18 protein-coding genes are annotated in these 17,629 nt (G+C 59.9%); 6 read left to right on the top strand and 12 right to left on the bottom strand.

What is annotated here, in order from left to right:
* Nucleotides 1–3 precede the first annotated feature (3 nt).
* The 5 genes from ACI2KS_RS05085 to colR all read right to left on the bottom strand — a co-directional run bounded on the left by ACI2KS_RS05085 (nt 4) and on the right by colR (nt 3,780).
* Nucleotides 4–231 carry a hypothetical protein gene (locus tag ACI2KS_RS05085; protein WP_404617816.1) on the bottom strand — a complete coding sequence of 76 codons (228 nt, stop codon included), beginning with the start codon at nt 229–231 and terminating at the stop codon, nt 4–6.
* Nucleotides 228–947, bottom strand: a complete 720-nt coding sequence (locus ACI2KS_RS05080; protein ID WP_404617814.1) for a lipopolysaccharide kinase InaA family protein — start codon at nt 945–947, stop codon at nt 228–230. Before ACI2KS_RS05080 ends, ACI2KS_RS05085 begins: the two co-directional genes overlap by 4 nt.
* Nucleotides 948–951: 4 nt before the next feature.
* Nucleotides 952–1,620 (bottom strand): class I SAM-dependent methyltransferase, encoded by a 669-nt coding sequence (locus tag ACI2KS_RS05075; RefSeq protein WP_404617812.1) that lies wholly within the window; start codon nt 1,618–1,620, stop codon nt 952–954.
* A 206-nt stretch (nt 1,621–1,826) separates the two neighbouring features.
* Nucleotides 1,827–3,107 carry a sensor histidine kinase gene (locus ACI2KS_RS05070; protein ID WP_404617810.1) on the bottom strand — a complete coding sequence of 427 codons (1,281 nt, stop codon included), beginning with the start codon at nt 3,105–3,107 and terminating at the stop codon, nt 1,827–1,829.
* Nucleotides 3,097–3,780 carry a two-component system response regulator ColR gene (gene colR / locus ACI2KS_RS05065; protein ID WP_037014624.1) on the bottom strand — a complete coding sequence of 228 codons (684 nt, stop codon included), beginning with the start codon at nt 3,778–3,780 and terminating at the stop codon, nt 3,097–3,099. The genes ACI2KS_RS05070 and colR overlap by 11 nt, the downstream gene beginning before the upstream one ends.
* 216 nt (nt 3,781–3,996) lie before the next feature.
* Here colR and ACI2KS_RS05060 point away from each other — a divergent pair, with 216 nt between their 5' ends.
* Entirely contained in the window at nt 3,997–4,740 is a 744-nt protein-coding gene (locus tag ACI2KS_RS05060) for a phosphatase PAP2 family protein (RefSeq protein ID WP_404617808.1), read from the top strand.
* A gap of 185 nt (nt 4,741–4,925) precedes the next feature.
* On the opposite strand, the gene groL is transcribed toward ACI2KS_RS05060, so the two are convergent.
* From groL to ACI2KS_RS05035, 5 genes are all read right to left on the bottom strand, one after another.
* On the bottom strand, nt 4,926–6,569 hold the full coding sequence (gene groL, locus ACI2KS_RS05055; RefSeq protein ID WP_404617806.1) for a chaperonin GroEL: 1,644 nt from the start codon (nt 6,567–6,569) through the stop codon (nt 4,926–4,928).
* Nucleotides 6,570–6,621: 52 nt separating this feature from the next.
* Complete coding sequence (locus ACI2KS_RS05050) at nt 6,622–6,915, bottom strand: co-chaperone GroES (RefSeq protein ID WP_133749662.1); 294 nt, start codon at nt 6,913–6,915, stop codon at nt 6,622–6,624.
* A 254-nt stretch (nt 6,916–7,169) separates the two neighbouring features.
* A complete protein-coding gene (locus ACI2KS_RS05045) occupies nt 7,170–7,667 on the bottom strand; it encodes an FxsA family protein (RefSeq protein ID WP_404617804.1) in 498 nt (165 codons plus the stop codon).
* A 65-nt stretch (nt 7,668–7,732) separates the two neighbouring features.
* Nucleotides 7,733–8,464, bottom strand: a complete 732-nt coding sequence (locus ACI2KS_RS05040) for a HugZ family protein (protein WP_404617802.1) — start codon at nt 8,462–8,464, stop codon at nt 7,733–7,735.
* 278 nt (nt 8,465–8,742) lie between these two features.
* On the bottom strand, nt 8,743–9,750 hold the full coding sequence (locus ACI2KS_RS05035) for a DUF481 domain-containing protein (protein WP_404617800.1): 1,008 nt from the start codon (nt 9,748–9,750) through the stop codon (nt 8,743–8,745).
* Between the two features lie 158 nt (nt 9,751–9,908).
* Here ACI2KS_RS05035 and ACI2KS_RS05030 point away from each other — a divergent pair, with 158 nt between their 5' ends.
* Nucleotides 9,909–10,277, top strand: a complete 369-nt coding sequence (locus ACI2KS_RS05030) for an MGMT family protein (RefSeq protein WP_404617798.1) — start codon at nt 9,909–9,911, stop codon at nt 10,275–10,277.
* A gap of 42 nt (nt 10,278–10,319) precedes the next feature.
* Nucleotides 10,320–11,879: an AmpG family muropeptide MFS transporter gene (locus ACI2KS_RS05025; protein ID WP_404617796.1), complete on the top strand. Its 1,560-nt coding sequence runs from the start codon at nt 10,320–10,322 to the stop codon at nt 11,877–11,879.
* 267 nt (nt 11,880–12,146) lie between these two features.
* On the opposite strand, the gene ACI2KS_RS05020 is transcribed toward ACI2KS_RS05025, so the two are convergent.
* Nucleotides 12,147–13,001: a mechanosensitive ion channel family protein gene (locus ACI2KS_RS05020; protein WP_404618472.1), complete on the bottom strand. Its 855-nt coding sequence runs from the start codon at nt 12,999–13,001 to the stop codon at nt 12,147–12,149.
* A gap of 141 nt (nt 13,002–13,142) precedes the next feature.
* The gene (locus ACI2KS_RS05015) at nt 13,143–13,628 is read right to left on the bottom strand and encodes a YajQ family cyclic di-GMP-binding protein (RefSeq protein WP_404617794.1); all 486 of its coding nucleotides are present in this window, start codon (nt 13,626–13,628) and stop codon (nt 13,143–13,145) included.
* A 171-nt stretch (nt 13,629–13,799) separates the two neighbouring features.
* Here ACI2KS_RS05015 and ACI2KS_RS05010 point away from each other — a divergent pair, with 171 nt between their 5' ends.
* The 3 genes from ACI2KS_RS05010 (at nt 13,800) to ACI2KS_RS05000 (ending at nt 17,545) form a co-directional block, all read left to right on the top strand.
* The gene (locus ACI2KS_RS05010; protein ID WP_404617792.1) at nt 13,800–14,720 is read left to right on the top strand and encodes a putative 2-dehydropantoate 2-reductase; all 921 of its coding nucleotides are present in this window, start codon (nt 13,800–13,802) and stop codon (nt 14,718–14,720) included.
* Between the two features lie 193 nt (nt 14,721–14,913).
* Nucleotides 14,914–16,962: an ATP-binding protein gene (locus ACI2KS_RS05005; protein ID WP_404617790.1), complete on the top strand. Its 2,049-nt coding sequence runs from the start codon at nt 14,914–14,916 to the stop codon at nt 16,960–16,962.
* A 4-nt stretch (nt 16,963–16,966) separates the two neighbouring features.
* On the top strand, nt 16,967–17,545 hold the full coding sequence (locus ACI2KS_RS05000) for a cob(I)yrinic acid a,c-diamide adenosyltransferase (RefSeq protein ID WP_404617788.1): 579 nt from the start codon (nt 16,967–16,969) through the stop codon (nt 17,543–17,545).
* Nucleotides 17,546–17,629 lie beyond the last annotated feature (84 nt).

The following is a 17,629-nucleotide window of genomic DNA, read 5'->3' as shown; positions in this document are numbered from 1 at the left end:
GCATCAATGTTGTGGTCCCGTTCCCTGTGCCAGACCGAACATCAACAACAGCAAATCATGGTCTGGACGCACCGGAGAAACAGCCTTGGCTATCCGCGGCAAGGCGCACTGCCCCTCGCCGTGTACTGCGCTCAGAATCTGTGTCCTGGGTTGCTCCCAGGCGGCCATGGCGATGGAGGTGACTCCCAATGCCCCGACCAGAAACAAACCTCGCGCCATTTCTAACTTCATCGCTCTAAACCTTTGATGGGGCTGCCAAACGCCGTCTCGTAAAAGTAGACGAGCTTCTTCCAGTCCGCTGGCTGAAACGACGAGTGGCGACGCAGTTGTTTCATGTCGTGCTGGGCTGCGCCGTAAGCGGTCAGGCGCTGACGACATTTCTCCAGATCCAGCAAAGCGACTTCAGGCCTGGCACTGGCGCCTTCACCGACCACGCGCACAAACACGTGCTTGATGTAAATGCAGCTGTGCTGCCAGCGGCCCTTGTGCATGCGGGCCAGGTTTTCGGCCAGTTGCTTGAGCATCTGCTCATACAGCGCTTCGCCGTATTGCTCGCGACCACCGGCCTTCAGCCAGTTTTCGAATTCATCGAAGCCGTCCAGCGAAGCGGTCACCAGCAAGGCGCGCCATTCGTTCTTTTCGTCGCGCTCGGCACCGCAGAACACCATGCGCGGCACGTTGACGTCGAGCTGACGCAGCCCTTCAAGCGCATCACGCTCACGCAACACAGTCGGGCGACCGAACGGATGCAACCAACTGCGGTAGATATGCCCGGTCTGCCGTTTGACGTACAGCAAGCGACCATTCTCCGACACGACGCGCTGTACGCCACTTTCTCCACCGCGGCGGACGTTGGGCTCTTCCACCCACTCACCACGGGTATTCCAGAAATAGGCGAAACGGTCCTTGGCGGGAACGCTCAACTCAGCTGCAAAATCCACGGCCATCCTGTTACCCCTTACGTAATAGATACACACGCCACATGGCGTACATGGGCAGGAAATCCAGGCGCTCCTGGATACGGAACCCTGCCTGCTCGAATTCTGCTTCAATCGTCGCTGCCGGTATCACGAAGCGGTTCTGGTAACCCGCCTGATTTCGCACGCGCTCCGAACGTTTGCGCTTCCAGGCCTTGAAGTTGCCATCCACCCACAACGACATGATCACGCTGTCCCGCGTGACCCGGTGAAACTCTTTCAACAATACCGCTCGGTCCTTCGCCTCACCGATATGGTGCATCAGACGCATGCAGAAAATGCTGTCCACCGCGTTATCCGGCATATCGATGGCAAACGCAGAGGTCTGCAAGGGTTGTACCCTCTTTACCACCTCGGCGGGCTGCGACTCACAGGCAATCTTGACCATGGAGGCCGAATTGTCGGCACCGATGATCACCCGATTGGCTTTCTCAGCCAGCAAAGGCCAGAAGCGACCGGCCCCGCAAGGCAAGTCCAGAACCAGACCAGGTTCACCCGCCAGCGCCAGCGCCCGACGCGCCAACTGCTTGTCGCGACGATCAGACAGCCGCCGCGCCAATCCGTCCGTGTGCTTGCGAAAATATTTTTTTGCGTGCTCGTCATTGTACTTGCGCGAGAAATCAAGCTCGACCCGCTTGCTCATGGCTGTATCTCCTGAAGGTGATACAGCCAAAACTAAGTCGATTTACGTCATCCTCAGGTCATGCGAATGTGAAAAAAACGTTGCAAGAGCAGTGTAAATGTTACGAGGTTTTTCCGGAAGATAGGGCTAGCATATGGCCATAAGCCGTCAGATCGCAGCAACATTTACATTGTCTATACATTCGTGCGAGCCACAGGCTCGGTGGTTCAGCCTGCGCCTTTCTGAAAGCCGACGATGAAGCGGCAACCATTGGGCTCCATGGTTTCCAGGTCCACGGTCCAGCCCTGGTTTTCACAGATACGCTGGACCAGCGACAGGCCAAGTCCAAGCCCCTCGCCCCTCTGTTCGTTACCCCGCACGAACGGCTGGAACATTGCTTCGCGCTTCTCTTCCGGAATGCCCACACCCGAATCTTCAACCGTAAATCCATGCTCGAGCAGGGTCAGGCGGATAAACCCCTTGTCGGTGTAATGCAGCGCATTGCGCAACAGATTGCCCATCACCGCATACAGGAAAGTCGCGTTGTAACTGCTGTCGCCAGCGCCATCGGGGGAATACTCCAGGCGCAGGCCCTTGGCTTCGATCGGCTCACGCCAGAGGGTCAGCAGCTGCTGCGCGGCCCCTTGCAGGGTCAACTGAGGATTCATGCCGGCATCGTCACGCTGCGTGCGGGCCAGCATCAGGAAGGTCTGCACCAGATCGCGCATTTCTTCGCAGGCACGCCCTACCCGCTCGACCTGCGCTCTGGCGCGCTGGTCCAGCGCCGGGTTTTCCAAGAGCAGCTCGCAAGAACTGGCCAGCACCATCAAGGGTGTGCGCAACTCATGGCTGACGTCGCTGGTGAACATCCGCTCACGGGTCAAGGCGTCACGCAGGCGTCCCAGGGTCGCGTCGAACGCAACGGCCAGTTCTCCCACTTCGTCTGCGGCATAGTCCGGCGCCAGTGGTGGTGCCAGGCCCAGCAGCTGATCGCGATGACGCACCTGACGTGCCAGGCGCACCACCGGGGCCATCACCCGACGAGCCAGAATCCATCCCAGGAAGACCGCCAGCGCCAGGGCCAGGACAAAGCCGACCAGCACGACAGCGAACAACACCCGCTCGCGCTCTTCGAAATCACTCTGATCCTGCAACAGCACATAGCGTCGGCCGTCGACCACCTCCACCATGGCGTGGTAGGACAACGGCCCGCGAAAGACCTCGTGAAAACCCGGTTCCAGATGACGCAGGTCCTTGGGCAACTCGTAGTCACCCGGCCCGCCGGTGAAATAGAACAGCTGGTCAGGCTCCGGGCGATGACTCCAGTCCTCGACGCTGTCCATCAACAGCAGGCGCGTGAGGTCCCCGCCCAAACCTGCCGAAATCAGTTTTTCTTCGACCAGATGAACCGTGGCGACAATGCCCATTGCGAAAGAACCGGCAACCAGTGCACTCATCAAGGCAAAGGCGATGATGATCCGCTGAGCAAGGCTCTGCTTAAACTCCATCGCGACCCTCGGCCAGGCGATACCCGACACCATGCACGGTCTGCAGCAGCGGCTTGGCGAACGGCTTGTCGATCACCTGGCGCAACTGGTGAACATGGCTGCGCAGGCTGTCGCTGTCCGGACAGTCATCGCCCCACAGCGCTTCCTCGAGCACTTCCCGGCGCAGCACGTGGGGGCTTTTCTGCATCAGCACGGCCAGCAGCTTGAGGCCGACCGGGTTGAGTTTGAGCAGCCGGCCCTCGCGGGTCACTTCCAGGGTGTCCAGATCGTAGATCAGGTCGGCCACCTGCAAGGTGCGACGTCCGCCGCCCTGGGCACGGCGCAACACCGCCTCGATGCGCGCAGCCAGTTCCGACAGGGCGAAAGGCTTGAGCAGATAATCATCGGCACCGGAGCGGAAGCCCTGCAAGCGGTCGTCGAGCTGGTCGCGTGCGGTGAGCATGATCACCGGCGTATCGCGACGCGCGTCTTCACGCAGGCGCTTGCACAGGGTGTAGCCATCGATACCGGGCAACATGATGTCGAGCACGATCAGGTCGTAATGCTCGGTAGCCGCCAGATGCAGCCCGGACAGTCCATCCTGGGCGCAATCCACCGTATAGCCCTTCAAGCCCAGGTAATCGGCCAGGTTCGCCAGAATATCCCGGTTATCTTCAACCAGCAGAATTCTCATGGGGGGCATGTCTCCATATGCGGTTGTCAGCGTGACCCGGATGAACAGGGTCAGAGTTGGCGGCAGCTTAAGGCCAAGCGCGCCCGAGGGCCAGCGTCGGCGTGTATAACGTTTTTTTCACTCGCGGTTCACAGGTCTCCGACAGCCTGCGGTTCATACTGCCGAATGCTCTCGGTCAACCCGGCGGGCCAACCTTGTCATTACACGGGATTCACCATGTCTGAAGTCTTCGCTCGGCCCGCCTCGCGCCCGATCAACCTGTGGGTTTATCTGGGCATACCTGCGGTCACCGCCATTGTGCTGGTGCTACTGGAACTCACCTCCCTGGACATGGATATCGCCAAGCTGGCCTACGACCCGGCAGCCGGCGGGTTCATCGGCAAGCACAGTTACTTCCTGGAAAACGTGCTGCACGACCGGGCCAAACAAATCGTCATCGCTTTGGGTGTCTTGTCGTTCGTCAGTTTCATCGCCTCGTTTTTCGTGGCACGACTCAAGCCCTGGAAACGCGAGCTGGGCTGCATGGTGTTGTCGATGGCGTTATCGACCAGTTTTGTCACGCCGATGAAGGTGGTGACATCGGTGCAGTGCCCATGGAGCCTGACTGAGTTTGGTGGCCAGGAACAATACAGCGAACTGCTGAGCCCTCGCCCAGCCACCGACAAGCCAGGCCGCTGCTGGCCGGGTGGCCATGCAGCCACCGGCTTCACCCTGTTTGCGTTGTTCTTCGTGTTTCGTGACCGTCGTCCCCGCCTGGCCAAGGCCGGTCTGATTTTCGCGTTCGGGCTGGGCACAGTGTTTTCCGTGGGCCGCATGCTGCAGGGCGCGCATTTCTTCTCGCACAACATCTGGACGGCGGTGTTCTGCTGGCTGATTTGTCTGGGAGCTTATTACGCTGTTTTGTACAGGCCGGCTGGCAAGAAAGACAAAGAGCTGGCGGCAGAACCGGTTTCCGGGTGACCCGCTTCGCCCGTAGCGGTGTAGCAGCCCGACTTGCCGGCGGTGGCGTATTCAAGATCGCTGCCGCCGGCACGCCGGACTGCTACAGGTGTAGGAGACCCGCCATCCTGTCCCGTTAGCCGCAAAATCCGAGCATAAAAAAACCCCGCCGAAGCGGGGTTTTTCAACATCGGGGTAAGGCTGGCTTACATCATGCCGCCCATGCCACCCATGCCGCCCATGTCTGGCATACCGCCGCCAGCTGGAGCATCTTCTTTGATCTCGGCGATCATTGCTTCAGTGGTGATCATCAGGCTGGCAATCGACGAAGCCGCTTGCAGAGCCGAACGAGTCACTTTAGCCGGGTCCAGGATACCCATTTCGATCATGTCGCCGTATTCGCCGGTAGCAGCGTTGTAACCGAAGTTACCCGAACCCTGCTTGACCTTGTCGACTACAACGCTTGGCTCGTCACCGGAGTTGGCAACGATCTGACGCAGTGGTGCTTCAACAGCACGACGCAGCAGAGCGATACCGACGTTCTGATCGGCGTTGTCGCCTTTCAGTTCGGAGATGGCCTGCAGCGAGCGAACCAGTGCCACGCCACCGCCAGGTACCACGCCTTCTTCAACGGCTGCGCGGGTAGCGTGCAGGGCGTCTTCAACGCGGGCTTTCTTCTCTTTCATTTCAACTTCGGAACCGGCACCGACCTTGATCACTGCAACGCCGCCAGACAGCTTGGCCAGACGCTCTTGCAGTTTCTCTTTGTCGTAATCCGACGAAGTGTCGCCGATCTGCTGACGGATCTGCGCGATACGACCGTCGATGTCGCCACGAACGCCAGCACCGTCGATGATGGTGGTGTTTTCTTTGTTCAGCACGACGCGCTTGGCGTTACCCAGGTGTTCCAGGGTAGCGGTTTCCAGGCTCAGGCCGATTTCTTCGGAGATCACGGTGCCGCCGGTCAGGACAGCGATGTCCTGCAGCATGGCCTTGCGACGGTCGCCGAAACCTGGAGCCTTGACGGCTGCAACCTTGACGATACCGCGCATGTTGTTCACGACCAGAGTCGCCAGGGCTTCGCCTTCGACGTCTTCGGCAACGATCAGCAGAGGACGGCCGGCTTTGGCAACGGCTTCCAGTACTGGCAGCATTTCGCGGATGTTGGAGATCTTCTTGTCAACCAACAGCAGCAGCGGGCTGTCCAGCTCGGCAACCATGGTGTCCGGCTTGTTGATGAAGTACGGGGACAGATAGCCACGGTCGAACTGCATGCCTTCTACAACAGACAGCTCGTTTTCCAGACCTGTGCCTTCTTCAACGGTGATAACGCCGTCTTTGGTCACTTTTTCCATGGCTTCAGCGATGATGTCGCCGATGGAATTGTCGGAGTTGGCGGAGATGGTGCCGACCTGGGCGATGGCCTTGGTGTCGGTGCACGGCTTGGACAGTTTCTTCAGCTCGGCAACGATAGCGATGGTCGCCTTGTCGATGCCGCGCTTGAGGTCCATCGGGTTCATGCCGGCAGCGACGGCTTTCAGGCCTTCGTTGACGATGGCCTGAGCCAGGACGGTAGCGGTGGTAGTACCGTCACCAGCATCATCGTTGGCACGGGAAGCAACGTCTTTGACCAGCTGCGCGCCCATGTTTTCGAAACGATCTTTGAGTTCGATTTCTTTGGCAACCGACACACCGTCTTTGGTGATCAGCGGAGCGCCGAAGCTTTTCTCGATGATGACGTTACGGCCTTTCGGACCCAGGGTCGCTTTTACTGCGTCAGCCAGGACGTTTACACCGGCGAGCATTTTTTTACGGCCAACGTCGCCGAATTTAACTTCTTTAGCAGCCATGATCGATATTCCTTAAATACTTTGTAGTAACGGGAAAATGAGGGGGAGCAACTCAGCCTTCGACGACCGCGAGAATTTCGTTCTCGCTCATCACCAGCAGGTCTTCGCCATCAACTTTCACGGTGTTGCTGCCGGAGTAAGGGCCGAACACCACTTTGTCACCCACTTTCACGGCCAGCGCACGTACTTCACCGTTGTCCAGGACGCGACCAGTACCGACGGCGATGATTTCGCCACGGTTTGGTTTCTCGGCAGCCGAACCTGGCAGAACGATACCGCCAGCAGTCTTGGTTTCTTCTTCGCTGCGACGGATTACGACGCGGTCATGCAGAGGACGAAGCTTCATTGTCGATCTCCTAATTATGGTTTTTGAACGCCCGGTGTAGGCACCGGCCGGTTAAAACATCCGGGCTTGCCGGTTACGGTTCGCGAGCGAACCGCAGAATACGGTCTGACGAAATGCGCCAGAAACCTTGCGGTGACCCATACATAAGGGCGAGCAAGCTGATTACAAGGCTCACCGAAGAAATTTTTTAAGGGCGATGAGGTCGCGAAAAGCGGAACGGCACCCGTAGGTGCCGTGCCAGTCATGGATTCAGATCACTTTTTATCGAGTGGTTCGAACTCACCCTCGATCACTTCGCCTTCGATCACCTCGGGCTGTCGCGCACCAGGGCGGCTTGCGTTCGGGCTGGCAGGTCCCGCCGAACGCAGATCATCGGCGAAAGCCCGCTGACGCATGGCCTGAGCCTCGGCACGCTGACGCACCTTGCTGACCAGCAGGCGCCGGGTAAACGGCATCAGGCAGATCAGGCCCAGCACATCGCTGATGAACCCGGGCAGCACCAGCAGACCGCCACCGACGGTCATCATCAGGCCGTCGAGCATCTGCTGGGCGGGCAGCTCGCCCCGGGCCAGGCTTTGACGGGCACTCATGGCCGTGGCGAGCCCTGCGACCCGCACCACGAAAACGCCGAGCATGGAGCCGCCGACCACCAGCAGGAAGGTCGCCAGAAAGCCGATGGACATTCCGACTTTCACCAGCACGAACAGCTCGAGCACCGGAAAAAGCAACAAAAGCAACAAAAACGCGCGCATCAAATGAATTCCTCAACGGAAGATGTCTTCCAGTAGAGCGTAGATGAAGTCGCAAATTCGTTAATTCAAGCCTCCACTGCTTCAACGGTCGGCCATTTCTCGGCATGAGCCAGTTGCACCAAGGCCTGGCGGACTTGTGTCGGCGTGTTACACGGCTCGGCAAAAGGCAGCCAGTACAGGCCCTGCCCGATGCGCAGGTGCATGCCTTCGCTGTCGATCCCGACCAGCAAGGCAGGCTCGGTGTCCGGCAATCCGGCGAGCTGGACGTAGTGCGCGATGGCCTTGGTGTGGTCCTGGTTCATGTGATCGACCATGCTGGTTTCGGCAGCACCGGCAAACGGATTGGCCAGGGCCACGTCGTCCAGCCAGTGAATCGCGCCGAAGCCGCCGATGAAACGGTAGCGCACCGGCACCAGCGCCCAGAAATCGAAATCGTGAGCGCTGTGGTAGCTCGCCGATTCAGGGAAGTAACGGTAGTAGCGCTGCGCGGCGGCCTCGATGGCGGCCTCATCGGTGATTTTCTGCGCCTGGGCCATGACAGTGACACGTCCGACGGCCTGGATATCCTCTGCGCCCCGCTCGCCCACCAGCAGTGAGCATTTGTCATCGCGCTGCAGATTGTGGGTGTGCTGTGCGATACGGCTGATCAGAATCAGAGGCCGCCCCTGGTCGTCCAGGCAATAGGGCACCACCGAGCCGAAAGGATAACCGGGCATCGACTTGGAGTGAGTCGAGAGCACCCCGCGATATTCCTTGAGCAGCAGTGCTCGGGCTTGCCGGTTGGCGTTGGCGCTCATGGTGTGGCTCCTGAAATAAGATCGACGAATACGAAGGGCGCGCAGCTGCGTGCGGTGAGTGAAGCCACAAGATAATCGTTATCGCTGGAGGGTGCCAGATTGGCAGAGAGTGACGATTTAGCGCGGAGTTAGCGTAAAAAAACGCGCGGGTACTGCGGTTCTGTAGCAGTCCGGCTTGCCGGCGGAGGCGCCCTCAAGGTCGCTACCGCCGGCAAGCCGGACTGCTACAGAGGCAAGGCCTCAGTTCCAGAGAAGGCAGGCGCTATATATAGAGAGCCTTACCAGGCCACACCAAAGCCTGCGGTGTAGCGGGTCTTGTCCAGATCGCCGTCATCCGAGCCGCTGATGATGTCCTTCTCCGCCTTGACGTTGAGCGAGGCCCATTCAGTGACCTTGTAGCGAAGGCCGATTTCGGTGTCGAGACTGTAATCGGCGACGCCGCTGAGCGGTTTGCCCACCTCGCCATTGGTGAAGAACTCAACCTTCTTGCCGATCAGGTAGCGGTTGTAATCCCAGGTACCGGAGACCGAGTAGAAGTTATCCTTCTCATTGTTGGAGTAGGTGTAATCGGTGCGGTTAAGCAGGGTGCCAACCTTGAACGCGCCCAGTTCGTCATCCCAGAACTGATAGCCCGGGCCGGTACCGACGGTACGCTGACTGCGCAAGTCTTCGATGCCGTCATGCTTGTAGGTCAGACGGCCATCCCAGAACCATTTGTCGGTGATGAACCGGTCAATGGAGTACTCGGCGCTCCAGTTGTTGGTGGTGGTCAGCTCGTCCTGCGTTTCGCGGTTGTATTCGCCCTTGGCGTTGTGACGCCATCTGCCATGGGTGGCCGAGGTCTTGAACGCGATGTTGTAGTCGTCGGTGTCCTTGTCGGCACGCTGGAAATCCAGGGCGGCATCGATATTGCCCTTCCAGACCAGATCGGTGACCACAGGCTTGGGCTTCATGATCTGCTGAATGCTGGCCAGCTCGACCGTCTTCGGCGCATCGCCGTTGGCCAGGGTGACCTTGCCGTCATCGGCTGCGTGCAGCGACTTGGAAATCTCGCCGTTGTAGGCATCCTGCTTGACCAGCAAGTGCTGGTCACTTTCCAGCGTCTTGACTTCTTTCCAGTCCAGCGGAATATCGCCTGCATATTTGGTGTTGAGCAGCAGCTTGCCACCGTCGAAGACCTTGATGGTCCCGGTCAGCTTGTCACCGTTCTTCAACCAGACGGTATCGGCGAGTAAGGGAGTGGAAGCGCTGGTAATGGCGAGGCAAAACAAGGTTCTGGACAGCATAAGCGACGACGAGCTCTGATTGGCGATAAACGGGCATTATCCTTCGGGATAACGTCAAGGCAATCCAAGGACAGCCGGCATAGGTATGACTGACCGTAGGAAGTTTCTCAAGTTCCTTATCGAAAATTCCCGCTAAATCAATAAACAGGAACGAATGCGTGAGCGAACACTCATCATCCCTGGATGATCCAACCGGACTGTCCCCCGCAGAGGCCCGACGCACGGCGCTCTACCTGACACTGCATCAGGTTCCCGAGGGCAAAGTGGTCAGTTACGGCCAATTAGCGGATCTGGCCGGTTTAGGACGAGCGGCACGTTTTGTTGGCCGAACCCTGAGCCAGCTACCCGATGACAGCACGTTGCCCTGGCATCGTGTCCTGGGTGCCGGGGGTCGAATCAGCCTGGCCGCCGGTACCGTCTCCGGGGAGGAGCAACGGGCACGACTGCGCGCCGAAGGAGTGACCATACGTAACAATCGGGTGGATATGCAGCGCCATGGCTGGCGTCCGATAGAGCACAACGGTTAGAGTGCGCGCTTTGTTTACGTAAACTGAGGCAGATTCCAGCCCATGCCCCGCAAAACCTGGCGCGCCGCGCTCGCCGCATATGCCAGCCCCTCCACCTTTGTGCTGTTGTTGCTCGGCTTCGCTGCGGGCATGCCTTACATGCTGGTGTTTTCCACACTCTCGGTCTGGCTGCGTGAAGCCGGCGTCGCCCGGGAGACCATTGGCTATGCGAGCCTGATCGGTCTGGCGTATGCCTTCAAGTGGGTGTGGTCCCCGCTGCTCGATCAATGGCGCCTGCCTCTGCTCGGAAAGATGGGCCGACGGCGCTCCTGGCTGGTGTTGTCGCAAACCTTGGTGACCCTGGGTCTGATCGGCATGGGTTTCTGTGATCCGCAGCAGCATCTGTCCTGGCTGATCGCAATCGCGGTGCTGGTGGCGTTTTCATCCGCCACGCAAGACATCGCCATCGACGCCTATCGCCTGGAAATCGCCTCCGACAGCCAACAAGCCACTCTGGCCGCCAGCTACATGGCCGGCTATCGCGTCGCAGCGCTGCTGGCCACCGCCGGCGCGTTGTATTTCGCCGAAGGCTTTGGCTCCACCGGCTTTGCCTACAAACATTCGGCCTGGACCGGCACCTATGTGCTGTTCGGCCTGTTGATGGTGCCTGCGCTGATCACCACGCTGATCATGCGCGAACCCGCCGTGCCGTTGCGTACGCAGCTGTCGGCGGCACGCTACGGGTTTGCCCACCAGCTGGCATCGGTATTCGTGCTGATCATCCTGCTGGTCTCGGTCCCGGCGATGTTCACTCAGCTGTACAACACCGACTTTGCCAGCGTGCTGTTCGAAGGCACCACTTGGAAAAGCCTGCTCATGGAAGACCGCGCCTTCCTGCGCGCAATCCTCTACACCCTGCTGACAGCCGCCTGCCTGTCCACCGTGGGCCGGCGCGGCCTGGCACCTGTGCTCACGCCGATCAACGACTTCATCCTGCGTTATCGCTGGCAGGCCTTCCTGTTGCTGGGTCTGATCGCGACCTATCGCATGTCCGACACGGTCATGGGTGTAATGGCCAACGTCTTCTACATCGATCAGGGTTTCACCAAGGACCAGATCGCCAGCGTGAGCAAGATCTTCGGTCTGGTGATGACTCTGGCCGGCGCGGCGTTCGGTGGCCTGGCGATCGTGCGCTTCGGCATTCTGCCCATTCTGTTCATCGGCGGGGCGACATCGGCGGCGACCAACCTGCTATTCCTGATGCTGGCCGACATGGGCCCGAACCTGAAGATGCTGATCGTCACCATCTCGCTGGACAATTTCAGCTCGGGACTCGCGACTTCGGCGTTCGTCGCTTACCTGTCGAGCCTGACCAACCTCAAGTTCTCGGCCACTCAATACGCGTTGCTCAGCTCGATCATGCTCCTGCTGCCGCGCTTGATCGGCGGCTATTCAGGGGTGATGGTGGAGAAGCTGGGCTATCACAACTTCTTCCTCGCCACCGCGCTGATGGGCGTACCGACGCTGTTCATGATCGCCCTGCACTGGGCCCAGGAAGCGCGCAAGGAAAAGCGCGAGGAAGATGACAAGCCCGTCGAAACAGCGGTCACCGAGCGGCCGTAGTCTCTTGCGCTGACGTACCTTTGATTCTGGCCGCAGGCCCTGGGAGCCCGGCTTGCCGGCGATCTGCCAGGCACCGGCAGCACATCCCGAGCGCGGTCTTTCCAGTCCATCCCGGTTGGTGGATTTACTAGCGCTTCGCGCTAGATCGTCGGCAAGCCGGGATCCCACACCCTCAGGGCAGAAGCGGAATGCGCAGTGCGCAGTGCGTGCGGCAAAAAAAGCCCCGAACTCTCACGAGCCGGGGCTTTTTCGTTGCCGGGGATTGCGTTACCGCTGTGCAGCTTTCTGCTCCTGCTCCTGCACCACACGAATGACCCGCTGTGGAAACGGGATGTCGATATCGGCGGCACGCAGGCGGTCGCGAATCTCTGCGTTGAAGCGGTTGGAAACGTCGCCGAAGTCACCGGTCTTGGTCCACACCCGCAACGACACGGTGATCGAGCTGTCGCCCAGCGCCGCGACCACCGCTTGTGGTGCGGGGTCTTGCAGCACGCGAGGATCGTCCGCCATGTCGGTGAGCACCTTGAGCGCCTGCTTGAGGTCGGCCTCGTAGTCGATGCCCACATCGAAGGTGATCTTGCGTGTCGGCTGACGGTTGGTATTGGTGATGATGCCGTTGGACAGATTGCCGTTAGGCAGGATCACTGTCTTGTTGTCACCGGTACGCAGCACGGTGTGAAAAATCTGGATGCTGTCCACGGTGCCGGATACGCCCTGGGCCTCGATCCAGTCACCGATGCGGAACGGACGAAACAGCAGAATCAGCACCCCGCCTGCGAAGTTCGCAAGACTGCCTTGCAACGCCAGACCGATGGCCAGGCCGGCCGCACCGATGGCCGCGACAAAGGAAGTGGTTTCCACGCCAATCATCGAGGCAACGCTGACGATCAGCAGAATCTTCAGAATGATATTGGCCAGCGAGCCGATGAAGCCCTGCAGTGCCAGGTCGACATGGCGAAACGCCAACAATGCCTTGATCTGCGATGTCAGCCTGTTGATCAGCCACCAGCCCACCAACAATACGACGACGGCCAGCAGCACTCGGCTGCCGTATTGCATGACCATGGGAAGCCACGCCTGGGAGGCCTTGACCAGATGATCCACCTGGCCGTTCAAATCCAAATCCATTCATTTCTCCTCGCGGTCGCGAAAACAGAAGGCTGAAACGACGTCAGCTCGCGAAGCCGTCGTTTCAGCGAGACCTGCACTCGGACGCGCGTAAACCTTTCAGGTTCCCCGCGCAGAGGCAAATCGCAGCGGCGATCAATCGCGGAAGTTGTTGAACTGTAGCGGCATGCCGAATTCGTGACCGCGCAGGGCCGCGATGGCTTCCTGAAGATCATCACGCTTCTTGCCCGTGACGCGTACCTGCTCGCCTTGAATCGAGGCCTGGACCTTGAGTTTGGCGTCCTTGATGTGAGCGACGATCTTCTTGGCCAGCTCTTTGTCGATGCCTTCCTTGAGCACCGCGTCCTGTTTCATCAGCTTGCCGGAAGCGAAGGCGTCCTTGATTTCCAGGCATTGGGCATCGATCTTGCGCTTGACCAGGGCCAGCTTGAGGATTTCGATCATGGCCTCAAGCTGGAAATCGGCTTCGGCGGTCAGGTTGACGGTCAAATCCTTTTCCTTGAACTCGAAGCTGCCTTTGCCTTTGAGATCGTAGCGGCGGTCCAGCTCCTTGATCGCGTTGTCGACGGCATTCGTGACTTCGTGTTTATCCAGTTCGGACACTACGTCGAACGAGGGCATGTAGATTCTCCAATTGATACGGCGCGCTCGACATGTAGATGGAGCGCGCCTGACTTGACGGTATGAAAGCCCGGTCATTATAACGAGACTTTTCCCATGATCATGTGAGCCTGCGATGTCGATTTTGTTTTCCCTACCATCAACACTGGCTGACCTGCGGCGCAATCTGCCTTGAAACCGACCCTATGGCACATTCTGGGCGCCGGCAGCCTGGGCGCCTTGTGGGCCACGCGCCTTGCCCGTGCAGGCTTGCCGGTTCGCCTGATACTGCGTGACGCGGCGCGCCTGGACGCTTATCAGGGCAAAGGCGGCCTTACGCTGAGCGAGCAAGGGCAACGCCAGACCTTCGCCATCGCGGCGCAGACCGCCGATGCCTCGGAGCCCATCCAGCGCCTGCTGGTAGCCTGCAAGGCCTATGATGCCCAGCGCGCGGTTGCCAGCATCGCCTCGCGCCTGAGCCACGGTGCCGAGATTCTGCTCCTGCAGAACGGCCTCGGCAGCCAGGACGCGGTGGCCGCAACAGTTCCTCAGGCTCGCTGTATTTTTGTCTCCAGCACCGAAGGCGCGTTCCGTGATGAGGATTTCAGCGTGGTGTTCGCCGGGCAAGGCTTGAACTTCCTGGGCGATGCGCAGCAAGGCGCCGCGCCAGACTGGCTGGGTGAGTTGCTCGCAGCGGGTATCGATCACCAATGGACCACGGCGATCCATGAGCGCTTGTGGCGCAAGCTGGCGCTCAACTGCGCGATCAATCCCCTGACCGTGCTGCACGCCTGCCGCAACGGAGGCCTACAGGCGTATGCCGGGGAAGTCAGCGCGCTGTGCGAGGAGTTGATCCAGGTGTTGCAGTGCTGCGGTCAGCCTCGGGCGGCAGAGGGCCTGCAGGGCCAGGTGAATCAGGTGATCCTCGCCACCGCCGCCAATTACTCATCGATGTACCAGGATGTCGCTCAGGGTCGACGGACCGAGATCAGCTTCCTGCTGGGCTATATCTGTGAGTCTGCTGTCCGGCACGCCTGCCACGCCCCGCAGCTGAACCGCACGCGGGTGCAACTGATCGAACACCTGAAAGCCAAAGGCCTGCCCAGCGATTAAACCCCGATACCGCCCCTATGACAGCGCGGCGGCTGGGAGTTGCGAACTCGGGTAGGTCAGCGTCGGCCCGCCGAAGCGCTACAGGTGTTCGTTGCGCCGCGGTGGTTGTCTTGCACAGTTTTGCATTGCGGGTTTGCTCAGGCCCTGAACAGCGCTAACCTGCCTGTTCCCCATTTGTCAGTGACTCTGCCCAATGCCCTTGCGCCAGCGCCTCGAAAACCTGCCGGTCGGCCAGAAAATTCTGGCTGCCCTGCTGGTTCTGCTGACCACTGTCCTGCTGGTCGCCAACCTGACCTTCATCAGCGCCGCTTATTACATTTCCCAGGAAGCCATGGCGCCTCAGGCGTTGCAGACCATCGGTCGGCTGATCGGTAACCCGGGGCTGGCCGAGCAGGCGCTCGCCTCGCCCTACAACGCTCAGGCGCTGCTCAAGGAACTGAAAAACTATGGCCCGTTGCGCGCCGCCGCGGTCTTCGACAGCAATGGCAACCGCCTTGCGCAGGTGCAACAGGGCGACAAGCTGCGCCTGCCCGATCACTACCGCAATCTTGAGAGCTGGCGCATCACCGAGTTTCGCAATACCCAGGTGATCCCGATCCCCAAACCGGGCCAGACACCCGGACATCTGCTGCTGGTGGCCAGCAGTGAACTGCCGACGGCCTTCTATACCGGCACCCTCACCGCAAGCCTGGGCATCCTGATTTTCAGCGTCCTGCTGTGGGCAGGCGTGGCGCGGCAGATTCGCCGCTTCATCACCGAACCGATCTACCAGCTCGAAGAACTGTCGCGCCGGGTGACCCGCGAAGAAAACTACGCGCTGCGTGCAGGGCTGGGCAACCGCGATGAAATCGGCTCTCTCGCCGAGGCCTTCAACACTATGCTGTCGCGCATGGAAGCCCGCGAACAGCAGCTCAGGCGTGCGCGGGACGACTCTCAGGAAGCCTATGATCAGGCCCAGGGGCTGGCCGAAGAAACCCGCCACACCAATCGCAAGCTGGAGCTGGAAGTTCAGGTGCGCAGCAAGATCGAGAAGAAGCTCACCGGCTTTCAGAACTACCTCAACAGCATCATCGACTCCATGCCATCGGCGCTGATCGCACTCGATGAGCAACTCTACGTCACCCAGTGGAATCAGGAAGCCGGTGCGCTTTCCGGCACGCCACTGGATGAGGCCCTCAACCAGCCGATCTTCCTGGCCTTCCCGCCCATGAAGTCGTTCCTGCCGCAGATCAAACAGACCGTGGAACGCCACACCGTGACCAAGATCGAGCGGGTAACCTGGGTCAAGGGCGAAGTGACCCGACACTATGCGCTGACCTTTTACCCATTGACCGGCGGCGCAGGACGGGGCGTGGTGATCCGCATCGACGACATCACCCAGCGCCTGTCCCTGGAAGACATGATGGTGCAGTCGGAGAAAATGCTTTCGGTCGGTGGCCTCGCTGCCGGCATGGCGCACGAGATCAACAACCCGCTGGGCGCGATCATGCATAACGTGCAGAACATCCGCAGGCGCCTGTCTGCCGAATTGCCGAAGAATATCGAGCAGGCCGCGCAGGAAGGCATCGAGCTGGGGGCTGTGAATCAATACCTCAGCGCGCGCGAAGTGCCGCAGTTGCTCGATGGCATTCAACAGGCCGGCGCGCGGGCGGCGAAGATCGTCAGCCACATGCTCAGCTTCAGTCGGCGCAGCAATCGGCAGATGGCGCCATGCGACCTGCCAGCCCTGATCGATCAGGCGGTGGAGATTGCCAGCAACGATTTTGACCTGACCATCGGTTTCGACTTCAAGGGCCAGAACATCATTCGCCAGTTCGACCCGCATCTAGGGCCGGTACCCGGCACCGCCAACGAACTGGAGCAGGTGCTGCTCAATCTGCTGAAAAACGCCGCCCAGGCGATCCATCAGCGCGAGAGCGAAACCGAGCCGGGGCGCATCATCCTGCGCACCCGCCTGAACCCGCCATGGGCGGAAATCCAGGTCGAGGACAACGGCGTCGGCATGTCGGAAGCGGTACGCAAACGCACCTTCGAGCCGTTCTTCACGACCAAGGAAATCGGTCAGGGCACCGGGCTTGGGCTCTCGGTTTCGTACTTCATCATCACCAACAATCACAAGGGCCAGATGGAGGTGCATTCCACCGTCGGCCAGGGCACCTGCTTCACGCTGCGCCTGCCATTGGCCGGCAATCCGATGAACGTGCCCGCACCACAGATCATTGGTCAGAACGACCGGGAGTAGAAGCATGGGATTTCGCTTGTCGAAAATTTACACGCGCACAGGTGACAAGGGTGAGACCGGCCTGGGTGACGGTCGTCGCGTGCCGAAGGACCATCCTCGGGTCGAGGCCATCGGTGAGGTCGACTTGCTCAACAGTCAGCTGGGGTTGCTGCTGGCAGGCCTTGCGGGGTTGGTCGGGACGACACCGTCAGTGCAGGAAGTGATCGATGTGCTGGCGCCTTGTCAGCACCGCTTGTTCGACCTCGGTGGTGAGCTGGCGATGCCGGAATATCGGGCGTTGAATGCCGCAGAGATCGAGCGCCTGGAAACGGCGATCGATGTCTGGAACGAAGAGCTCGGACCGCTGGAAAACTTCATCATGCCGGGCGGCTCGATGTTAATCGCGCAAGCCCATGTGTGCCGCAGCCTGGCCCGCAGCGCAGAGCGACGCTGCCAGCATCTGAATGCCCTTGAACCGCTGGCCGAGGTCGGCCTGGCGTATATCAACCGGCTATCGGATCTGCTGTTCGTCGCGGCCCGCATCATTGCCCGCCGAGAAGGCGTCGCCGAGATCCTGTGGGTGCCGGCGAAAAAGCCGGAGTGAAAGCAGATCTACTGTAGGCCTGAGCTGGCTCGCGATTGAGGCGAGCCAGCTGCACATCAGGTCACTGACATTCTGCAATCGCGA

Source organism: Pseudomonas sp. NPDC087358 (genome assembly GCF_044900785.1).
In the GTDB taxonomy this organism is placed as follows: Bacteria; Pseudomonadota; Gammaproteobacteria; order Pseudomonadales; family Pseudomonadaceae; genus Aquipseudomonas.
This window is presented reverse-complemented; position numbering and strand designations above follow the sequence as displayed.